Origin of the sequence: Daejeonella sp. (assembly GCF_044232565.1) — a bacterium.
Taxonomy (GTDB): Bacteria; Bacteroidota; Bacteroidia; order Sphingobacteriales; family Sphingobacteriaceae; genus Daejeonella.
Map to the genome: position 1 here is coordinate 1 of NZ_JBIILQ010000154.1, position 6653 is coordinate 6653.

A 6653-nucleotide genomic window follows, 5' to 3' on the forward strand; every position below is an offset into this window, starting at 1 on the left:
TAGGCAGCCGGCGCAAACCAACCGCACACAAAAACCAAAAGCCCACGGGCTGCGTTTTACAGAAGGGTAAAACAATGCCCCTCCCAAACCCACTAGGCCTTCTTTTGCCTTTTGTTTAACAGCTGCTAAGGGAAAAAGCATGACGCCTAAACCCCCAGTTCACTTGACAGCTTTTTTAAAAACATGCTATAAAACCCAAATAATATTATTTAGCAGGATTTCCTAGCACAGACCCTCCGTTCACCTTTCTTCCGCCTCGGCTGGTGCGGCGATGACAACCCTAGCCCTCGCACAACCTTTCATAGCATCAGACGCAGCGGCAATCACTTGACAGCTTTTTTAAAAATATGCTATAAAACCCAAATAAAATTATTTAGCAGGATTCCCTAGCACAGACCCTCCGTTCACGCTTCTTCCGCCTCGGCTGGTGCGGCAATGACAACCCTAGCCAACCCACTGACTTTCATAGCATCAGACGCAGCGGTGGCGTTTTCGTTCTTTTTTGCTACAGAAAAAGGACTAGGCCCCCCGCGGCTATGAGCGGGAAATATCATTAAAACTCCAATTCTCACTATTAAACCCTAATCCAAAAAAATTGAATCTCTTTCTTTTGAAGTCCAAAAGAAACAAAAGACTTTTTTTTCCTCTTAGGCAGCCGGCGCAAACCAACCGCACACAAAAACCAAAAGCCCACGGGCTGCGTTTTACAGAAGGGTAAAACAATGCCCCTCCCAAACCCACTAGGCCTTCTTTTGCCTTTTGTTTAACAGCTGCTGAGGGAAAAAGCATGACGCCTAAAATCCCAGTTCATTTGACAGCTTTCTTAAAAATATGATATAAAAACCAAATGATATTATTTAGCAGGATTTCCTAGCACAGACCCTCCGTTCACCTTTCTTCCGCCTCGGCTGGTGCGGTAATGACAACCCTAGCCCTCGCACAACCTTTCATAGCATCAGACGCAGCGGTGGTTTTTTGGTCCTTTTCAACTACAGGAAAAGGACTAGGCCCCCGCGGCTATGAGCGGGAAAAGTCATAAAAATATAGAGTTGGTATGAAATTTCTACTATGACTTTACAGATTTCTCCACTCATCACAATATATTAAACCTCAATATTTGATTCGATTGTTCGAAATGACAGCGTTTGGTAGTTTGATTGGAAACCCTACTATCAAACCTATTCCAATTCCTAAAAGCACAAGCCCTTCTCCAACCTACCTTAAGAATTTGATCTTTTATCTTTTAATTAAAATTTCCCCGGACACTAAGAATCTTAATCTTATCTTTGCCGGAATTATTTTTGGAATTATCTATTCCAAAAATTGGAGCCCGCGACTTACAGGCTTTTTGTATTGATAGATTTATGAGACTTTACCCAATTTTAAATAAGATACTTCAAACAATACTGCCTTCATCGCTTTACCTGAAACTTTTTATTTGGAAAAAGGGATTTGAAGAACCTGAGTTAAAATTGGTTTATGATCTATGTGACTCTTCCAAAATATCCGTTGATGTAGGTGCCGCAAATGGCTTGTATCTCGCTCATTTATACCCAATTTCGAAAGAATGCTATGCTTTTGAGCCCCGTGAAGGTGCATTAAAGGATCTAAAAAAGGTATTCTCCGGCTTAAGCAGTTCTGTTAGATTTGAGCCTGCTGCACTATCCAATTTTGAAGGTTTTACGGAGCTTAAGATACTGAAGAGCAATACGCAGCTAAGTACGATTGAAAAAGGAAATTTGATTGAGCGTTTTGGTGAGGTTGAGCTGGTGAAGATACCTGTTAAGCGCTTGGATAGCTTTCAGTTCTCTGATGCGGTTGGTTTCATTAAAATTGATGTGGAGGGGCATGAGTTGGCTGTTTTGGAAGGTGCTAGTGGTGTTTTGGAGCGCGATCATCCGCATTTGCTCATTGAAATTGAGGAAAGGCATAAGCAGGGTTCAGTTGCGGATATTAAAACTTTTCTTAGTAAATATGGCTATGAGGGTTATTATTATGATGAAAATCGTCTGATAGGGATGGATCATTTTGATGTGGCTACATTACAACGTTTTGGTAAAAAAGATTCCAAGTATATTTTTAACTTTATTTATATACATCAAAATAATGTGGCCGCGATAGCGCACCTGCTATAAATGATGCATGCCTATTAATTTAAAATTTGAAAATGATTCTTGCAGTCGATACGCATCATTTACTTTTAGAACATGCTGGTACAAAGAGGGTTACACTCAACTTGCTTGAGCAGTTTAAGTCTCAATCTGGGATTGAACTGATTCAGTTTGCCCCTTCATACTCCCTAACTATTGGTACTGGTATTTTTGCAAAGGCTTATGCTCACCTGATTCGTTTTTTCTGGGTTCAGCTTCACCTACCTATTTTATGTTTGATTAATCGGGTTGATTTTTTATTGTCGCCAGAATATTATACCCCAATTTTAACGCATTGCAAGCGTGGTGTAATTGCCCACGACGCACATATTAGAGCGCAAAAGCAGTTCATCAATCCCATTTGGTTTTATATTTACTACATTCCATTTATTGAGCGCGCCATTCGCAAAGCAGATTTAATTTTTACGGTTTCCCAATTTTCAAAGCGCCACATGATGGAGCTTATGCACTTTGATGAATCGAAAATCAGGGTGGTTTATAATGGGGTGGATCCGAGCTTTTTAGATTGGGGTACACAGCAGGATTTAACCGGGCTTTTCCAAAAAATCGGAATTAAAAAGCAAGAGTATATTGCCTTTATTGGGACTTTTGAGGCTAGGAAAAATATTGAAAGATTAATTGAGGCTTTCTTCATTTTTAAGGAAAAAATGGGGACTGATGCATCAAATATTAAGTTATTAATTATTGGGAAAGCATCTTTAGGAATGTTTTCGGATCGGAATCAGCAAATTATTGATTTGATTGATCGATTAAAATTGAAGGATGAAATTGTGCTTTCAGGATATGTTTCGGACCAATATTTACCTGGTTTATACCGTGAGGCGGCCATGATTGCTTTTCCTTCGTTGTATGAGGGCTTCGGACTTCCAATTATTGAGGGTTTTGCTAGTAAGGTGCCGGTTTTAACGTCAAATATTTGCTCCATGCCTGAAATTGCTGGAGATGCTGCACTCTTGGTTGATCCCTATGATGTGACTGATATGGCAGAAAAGTTAAATGAGTTGATGAGGGATCATGATTTGCGTAATCAACTGATTGTTAATGGATTAGAACGCTTAAATTCATTTACTTGGGAGCATGCTGCAGATCAAATGCTTACCCATATTAAGAATTGTATTTCTTCTGAGGCGCATGTACATCCATAATAAAAAGAAAAAAATAGCCCTTTCCATATTCAACCTCCTGGTTGAATTGTTTTATGTGCCTTTTAAACTTTTTTCGAAGCCGATAGATATTTATAGCTATGAACCAAAGAAAATCTTGTTGGTAAGGTTGGATCATATTGGAGATATTGTGATGACCACGCCATCATTTTCTTTGATTAGGAAACGTTTCCCAAAAGCTAAAATCTATCTTCTAGCCAATGGAGCAGGTAAAAATTTATTGAATGCTGATCCGCGGATTGATGAGCTCATTGTATTTAACTGGCCTTGGTCGCAGCCAAAAACCAAGGGGAGATTCTCCTGGCTAAAAATTAAGGAGTTAGTAGCAGTTATACGCATAATCAGGAAGGAAAATATTGATCTTTTTATTGATTTCCGCGGCGATTTGAGGTTTATTTTACTTTTCGGTTTCCTTACTGGAATTCGTATTCGGGTTAGTAATTCAAGAAGTGGAAGGAGCAGTTTTTTAAAGCATGTATCCGATTATGATGTTGAAAAGCATGAAGTAGAGCGTTCTGCAGACGTAGTTCAATGTTTTGTTCGTCCGGATTCCGTTCTTCGTCCCGAAATATTTTTTCAAAAAGAGGACCTTCTTGCAGTAAAAAAGCTGGTTGAGAAGGAGATTCATTCAGATTTCCCTGAAAAGCTGGCGATTATCGCTCCCTACTCCTCACGTGATGTAAAGTCGTGGCCAAGCAGCTATTTCCAGGAACTGATTCGCCATTTATATGCTAAAGGATTCACTTCATTGTTGGTAGGTACTGCCAGCGATCAGCAGCATGCTTCCCAGATGATTGCTGATTTTGAGAGTAATGTATTCTCTTTGACGGGAAAAACTTCTGTTAGGGAGCTTGCTGCTCTTGTGAAGCAATCTTCTATTGTAATTGGTGTAGACACAGGTGTTCTGCATTTGGCATCTTGTTTTGAAGTCCCAATTATTGCTCTTTTTGGTTCTACGCGTTCTGTTGAATTTAGGCCCTACTCACCGCATGCGATTGTATTGGATTCAGGTGGCTGCACCTGCAATCAGTTTTTGCATGTGAGCTGCGATTTCGAAATTGAGGGCTATGCCAAATGCCTTTCTCAATTAAAACCTGTTAAAGTCATCCAGGCTATTGATCAGATTTTTCCTCAATAGAATATCCTAAATAAGTTTGAGGTGTCGATATTTTTCGCTTTCTATCTAGATGATAGGAAATGATACTGATAAAAAATCCTGACAGGAACCAGGTGGTATAGGAAATATAGGCAGATGATTCTAACTCGGAGGTCATCATAGGGATGATAAAGCCAGTCTTCATTAAAAATAGGGCCATACAAACCTGTCGCTCTTTACCTTTAAGTCGCTTCATCCATTTCCAGCAATTGAACATAATCAAAACGTAAATGCTTAGATAAATGAGCATGGCGAGAAATCCTGTTTGGACGCCAATAATTAGGAATTGATTCTCACCTCCGGTATTCCCATTGAATGATCCACCCACTCTCCCCGAAGTACCTAATCCGAGTCCCAGGGGCTGGCTCAACATCGCATTTATACCCTCAATCCACTCCAGGAGGTGCCCCACGCTGGATGAATTGGTAAATTTGAGCGTCTCGATGACAAAATCTAGGACTTCTTCATCTTTTAAGAGGTAAACCACATACAAAGCAATACTGGCTACGATGAGATAAAAGGTGTTAAGAATAAGTTTATTTCGAGTGATTACTGCATAAACAAAAATGGTGAAGAAATAATTCACAAAAGCGGCCCTTGAAAAAGCCAGAAATATGCAAATGATAGTAGCGAGTAATGCAATTTTATTAAAGTTACTTAAGCGTAATTTATTGGTGTCTGATGTTGCTAGGGCCGCCAAGATCGATAAAGCAAGGATGGTGGAGGATGCCAATTCTAGGGGGTTTGCAAAAAAGCTGGCAAAGCGCATGATTCCGGTATCGGTTTCAAAAGTATAGCTTAGTCCGTAAGAGCCCGTAGGATCGAAATTATAAATATAAAAGTAGAAATCGGCAAAGCCGGTAAGGGATTGAAAATGAGTTGAATTTGAATATTCAAGGCTTACAAGTATCGCTGCTGCTATGGTGAGGTAAAGAATGTAGTGGAAAAATTTATTGATGTAAACTTCTTTGGGACTAAATAATCGGCCTGCAAAGTAGACTAAGGCAAAGAATGAAATACTTTTAAAGGCTAATAATCTCACCATTAAACCTTCATCACCAATAGGTAAAATGGCGTAAATAAAAGTATAGCCAAAATAAACCATTACCGCATAGTCGATGAGGTGGAAATGAATTTTCCTGTTTAAGGTCCATACCTGTATGCCCAATAGCGTTACAATAATGGTTTCTTTAAACAATTGGAACATATTGATGAATCCTGCAAAGCCCGAATCGAAGGCAATGCAAAGGCTGGTAATATAAATGGGTAGTCCGAAAATAATGAAGAGTAATACTTCCTCGCGTCTTCCCAATAGAATCCCTCTAAGCGCAAAAATAAAGCTGGTTAAGTAAATTAGAGGGAAAATGATCAGCATTTTAGGGGTATATAAATTTTATTGATGTTGGTATAAGTAAATTCTATAGGAGATAAATATCATGAATTTAGGCCATATTTTCTATTGATTGATAATTCATATAACAGAAGTGCGCCAGTTTCAATTATCAAAGAATAGCTTGCTAAATAAATAAGTTGATCATTCGATACAATGGTCCAGGCCAAACCTGTGGCCACGATCAGTAGAATCATCGCAATTCTGAAGATTAATTTATTGTCGTTTCTAATTAAGCACTCTAAAACATTAAATACATTTAATGCGGCCAAGAAGGGTAAAAAAGCCATAATTCGGAGCAGGATTTCTGCATTTTGATCTGGATGGCCATTTAAAAGGAGTATGACATAGGGGGATAAAACGCTGAGGAGAATAGAAAATGCTAGAAATGAAAGGCTAATCCATGTTTTCATACTTCGTTTATATCCTAAAAACTCCTGCTCGCCTTGTTTGTACAAAGCGATAGCTCTAGGGTACATGGAATTAGATAGGGTACTAATGAGTGTTTTAACGGCACCAATAATTTTATCGCAAATTGCATAGGCTCCAAGCCAAAGTGGATTGCCAAAAATATTGATCGCAAAAATTAGGAGTGATTGTTGTAAATGGACGGAAATATTATTCCCTACCAAGTAGAAATTATTCTTTAATAAGTTAATTATTACTCCTTTTTGGGGACTGACATACGATAGTTTATAGGTGGATATTCCCCAGACGATCAGAAAAATATAAGCCAGGCAATTGAGGCTACCAATGATGAAATTGATCCAAAT

The 6653-nt window shown here is 38.9% G+C and carries 5 protein-coding genes; 3 read left to right on the forward strand and 2 right to left on the reverse strand.

Going from position 1 to position 6653, the window contains the following annotated elements; all coding sequences use genetic code 11:
• Window positions 1-1364 precede the first annotated feature (1364 nt).
• From ACILQF_RS09035 to ACILQF_RS09045, 3 genes are read left to right on the forward strand one after another with little or no spacing between them, the layout of a single operon-like run.
• Entirely contained in the window at window positions 1365-2135 is a 771-nt protein-coding gene (locus ACILQF_RS09035) for an FkbM family methyltransferase (protein WP_395627092.1), read from the forward strand.
• A 32-nt stretch (window positions 2136-2167) separates the two neighbouring features.
• The gene (locus tag ACILQF_RS09040) at window positions 2168-3316 is read left to right on the forward strand and encodes a glycosyltransferase family 4 protein (RefSeq protein ID WP_395627093.1); all 1149 of its coding nucleotides are present in this window, start codon (window positions 2168-2170) and stop codon (window positions 3314-3316) included.
• Window positions 3317-3371: 55 nt separating this feature from the next.
• Window positions 3372-4472: a glycosyltransferase family 9 protein gene (locus tag ACILQF_RS09045; protein WP_395627094.1), complete on the forward strand. Its 1101-nt coding sequence runs from the start codon at window positions 3372-3374 to the stop codon at window positions 4470-4472.
• On the opposite strand, the gene ACILQF_RS09050 is transcribed toward ACILQF_RS09045, so the two are convergent.
• Together ACILQF_RS09050 and ACILQF_RS09055 are read right to left on the reverse strand one after the other, a co-directional pair.
• Window positions 4447-5865 carry an O-antigen ligase family protein gene (locus ACILQF_RS09050; protein ID WP_395627095.1) on the reverse strand — a complete coding sequence of 473 codons (1419 nt, stop codon included), beginning with the start codon at window positions 5863-5865 and terminating at the stop codon, window positions 4447-4449. The two genes, ACILQF_RS09045 and ACILQF_RS09050, sit on opposite strands and share 26 nt — an antisense overlap.
• A gap of 59 nt (window positions 5866-5924) precedes the next feature.
• A partial coding sequence (locus tag ACILQF_RS09055) for a lipopolysaccharide biosynthesis protein (protein WP_395627096.1) occupies window positions 5925-6653 on the reverse strand: 729 nt, incomplete at its 5' end.

Coding starts and splice junctions, on each gene's coding strand:
- ACILQF_RS09035 (WP_395627092.1), top strand. CDS start 1,365: ATGAGACTTTACCCAATTTTAAATAAGATACTTCAAACAATACTGCCT.
- ACILQF_RS09040 (WP_395627093.1), top strand. CDS start 2,168: ATGATTCTTGCAGTCGATACGCATCATTTACTTTTAGAACATGCTGGT.
- ACILQF_RS09050 (WP_395627095.1), bottom strand. CDS start 5,865: ATGCTGATCATTTTCCCTCTAATTTACTTAACCAGCTTTATTTTTGCG.